The sequence below is a fragment of the Catenibacterium sp. co_0103 genome, assembly GCF_004168205.1.
GTDB lineage: Bacteria > Bacillota_I > Bacilli_A > Erysipelotrichales > Coprobacillaceae > Catenibacterium > Catenibacterium mitsuoka_A.
Window position 1 is genome coordinate 1 of the sequence record NZ_RCYB01000158.1, and the last position, 2607, is coordinate 2607.

Sequence of the window (2607 nt, forward strand, 5' to 3'; positions counted from 1 at the left end):
AGTTCATGGGCATATCTCCTTAGATTAATGTTTTGGTCGACTTAATTTTACTAGGAAATATGTCCATTTTCTATAATTGAAAAATCATAATTTACACAAAATATTTTACACTATCTTATGTTAAGTGATTTATAAATATATTATATTATAATAATATCAACAAGTATATATATTTGAATAAGTGTTGTAGAATGAATAATTCATACATACAATGTATTTAAAATTTCACATCATTGCGACAATCACTTTTTTCATCTTATGCAAAAAGATGCTTTTAGAAGATAATAAGTGTATGATGCCTTCTAGGGGGTTAAAGATATGGATTTAGCTATTTCACTTGCTACACAAATTGGAGCTTTATTTATTATGATAGGAGTAGGATATGTACTGATTAAAACAGATATATGTACAATATCAGAATCAAAACTTTTATCACAGATTGTATTATATGTTTCTGCACCTTGTGCAATCATCAATTCGTTCCAGATTGACTTAACAGCAGAAAAGTTAAAAGGTTTCTTACTGTCTATTGGTGCAGCTATTCTTGTACATATTATTTATTATATACTTGCTAAGATACTCACAAAAAAATGTCATTTTAATGCGATTGAATCAATGTCCATCATGTATCCTAACTGTGGAAACTTGATTCTTCCTCTTGTTTCTATCGTATTAGGGAACGAAATGGTTTTCTATTGTTCAGGTTATAAATTAGTGGCGAAAAACCCATAGGCTTGCCTATGGGTTGAAAGCTACATAATTTTCACTTAAGTTTTGTATAGAGTAGATGTATAATGTATGTATAAAAACAGCAGGGACTTTTTAATCAATGGTAAGATCAAAATCAAATAATGTTCAAGTAAACATATCTATTCTTATGGAATGGAAAATAGAGCTTGAAAACCTTGCACGTATCTATTCTGTTGAGGAAGGCGAGACTATTACACTTCTTGACCTTATGCGTAGAGGTATTCAGGAAAAATATCACAGTGCTTCACATTGTAAATATCTAATACAATATCATATCATACGGTGTCCTAAATTCATATTTCCGGTTTTAAAAGGTAATGTTAAAGATGCTTTAAAACAGATATTACAGAAAATTTGTAACGATTATAATTATCATATAAAATCACTTGAAGTAATGCCAGACCATATACATATTTTCATAGATGTGCCACAGACTGTCGCTCCTTATGCGATGTGGCTAGAACTCTTAAAAGTATCAGCGCTATCGAATTATTTAAAGCGTATCTGCAACTTAAAAAGTTCTATGCAGGATGTGGAACTTTATGGCCAGGAGGGTATTTTGTCTCAACTGTAGAACGCATAAGCGAAGCTGCAGTAATTAAGTATATCGAGGAACAAAAAGATGATAAGTCACGAAGAATACAAAAAGGCTCTAAAACAATTTCATAAGCTTTCTGATAGACATATTCTAGCTGCTGAAACTGATATGTCTTCTTATGATATACAAAAAGTTGTAAAGCTTTCGGATAAGATCAGAAAAGCGGGTAACGAACTCGTAGGTCTTATGAGAAAGAATTATTACCATCTTATGCGTACCAAGAGATATCGTAAGCTGCTTAAATTGTATGGCTCTACGGAAGACAAGAAAAAACGTAAACATTTTGCTGGACAGCTCAATGAAATGCAAAAGCAGTATGACGTTACCTGGGATTTTTGTAGAAAATCAATGATATTTATTGGCAAGAAGTATAATGTAGATGCGGTTTTTGCCCTTACTAAAGCCGAAGATATTTGGCGTGGCATGGAAAAATGTTTATATGGTAATGGTAATATCTTACATTTCTCTAAATATGGAGACCTGCCTTGTATAAGGGCAAAACAGATGAATCGTGGTATCCGTATATTCGTTAAGGATAATAAGTTACAGTTCAAACTTGGCAGGACGGTATTTGGAATAAAGATTAATGATAGATTTCAGACAGATGAAGTGAATGCAATATTGGATTATCTTGCTGAACCTGAGATCATGAATAATAAGGCTGTGCAGACACTTATGGATGAAGCGTACTGTATTGATACATATAGACCCTGCTATGCTACGCTTGTTCCTAAGATGATAAGAGGTAAATACAGAGTATATCTGCATCTTACTATTGAGGGTAAGGCAAAGCCAAAATATGATAGATTTGGCAGTCCAAGACATAAATATGGCAAAGGAATGATCGGTGCTGATATTGGTACACAGACTGTTGCTTATACATCTGATACTGAGGTGGGTTTGAAGAATCTTTCAGAGCGTGGCAACAGTATTCAGACTTCTGAGAGAAAAGAACGGCTGCTTTATCGTGCTATGGACAGGTCAAGACGTGCAACTAATCCGCAAAATTATAATGATGATGGTACTGTTAAAAAAGGTCGCAAGACTTGGAGATATTCTAATCATTATAAGAAGCTGAAATCAAAGCACTCTGAACTTTGTCGCATCAATGCCATAAACAGACAGCTTGCAATAAATGAAGACGCTAATCATTTAAGAAGTCTTGGAGATGTATTTATCACAGAACCCAAAAATGCAGGCAGGCTTATGAGACGAGCCAAAGAAACTACGGTCAATAGTAAAGGCAAGTTTAACAGGAA

Annotated in this window: 3 protein-coding genes; all 3 read left to right on the forward strand. The window is 33.5% G+C overall.

Annotated features, from left to right (window positions below):
* The first annotated feature begins 318 nt into the window (after nt 1-318).
* Nucleotides 319-732 carry an AEC family transporter gene (locus EAI80_RS12665; protein WP_129982326.1) on the forward strand — a complete coding sequence of 138 codons (414 nt, stop codon included), beginning with the start codon at nt 319-321 and terminating at the stop codon, nt 730-732.
* Nucleotides 733-829: 97 nt separating this feature from the next.
* A complete protein-coding gene (gene tnpA, locus EAI80_RS12670) occupies nt 830-1324 on the forward strand; it encodes an IS200/IS605 family transposase (protein WP_238634624.1) in 495 nt (164 codons plus the stop codon).
* A 48-nt stretch (nt 1325-1372) separates the two neighbouring features.
* On the forward strand, nt 1373-2607 hold a 1235-nt coding region (locus EAI80_RS12675; protein WP_192924064.1), incomplete at its 3' end, for a hypothetical protein.

Coding starts and splice junctions, on each gene's coding strand:
- tnpA (WP_238634624.1), top strand. CDS start 830: ATGGTAAGATCAAAATCAAATAATGTTCAAGTAAACATATCTATTCTT.
- EAI80_RS12665 (WP_129982326.1), top strand. CDS start 319: ATGGATTTAGCTATTTCACTTGCTACACAAATTGGAGCTTTATTTATT.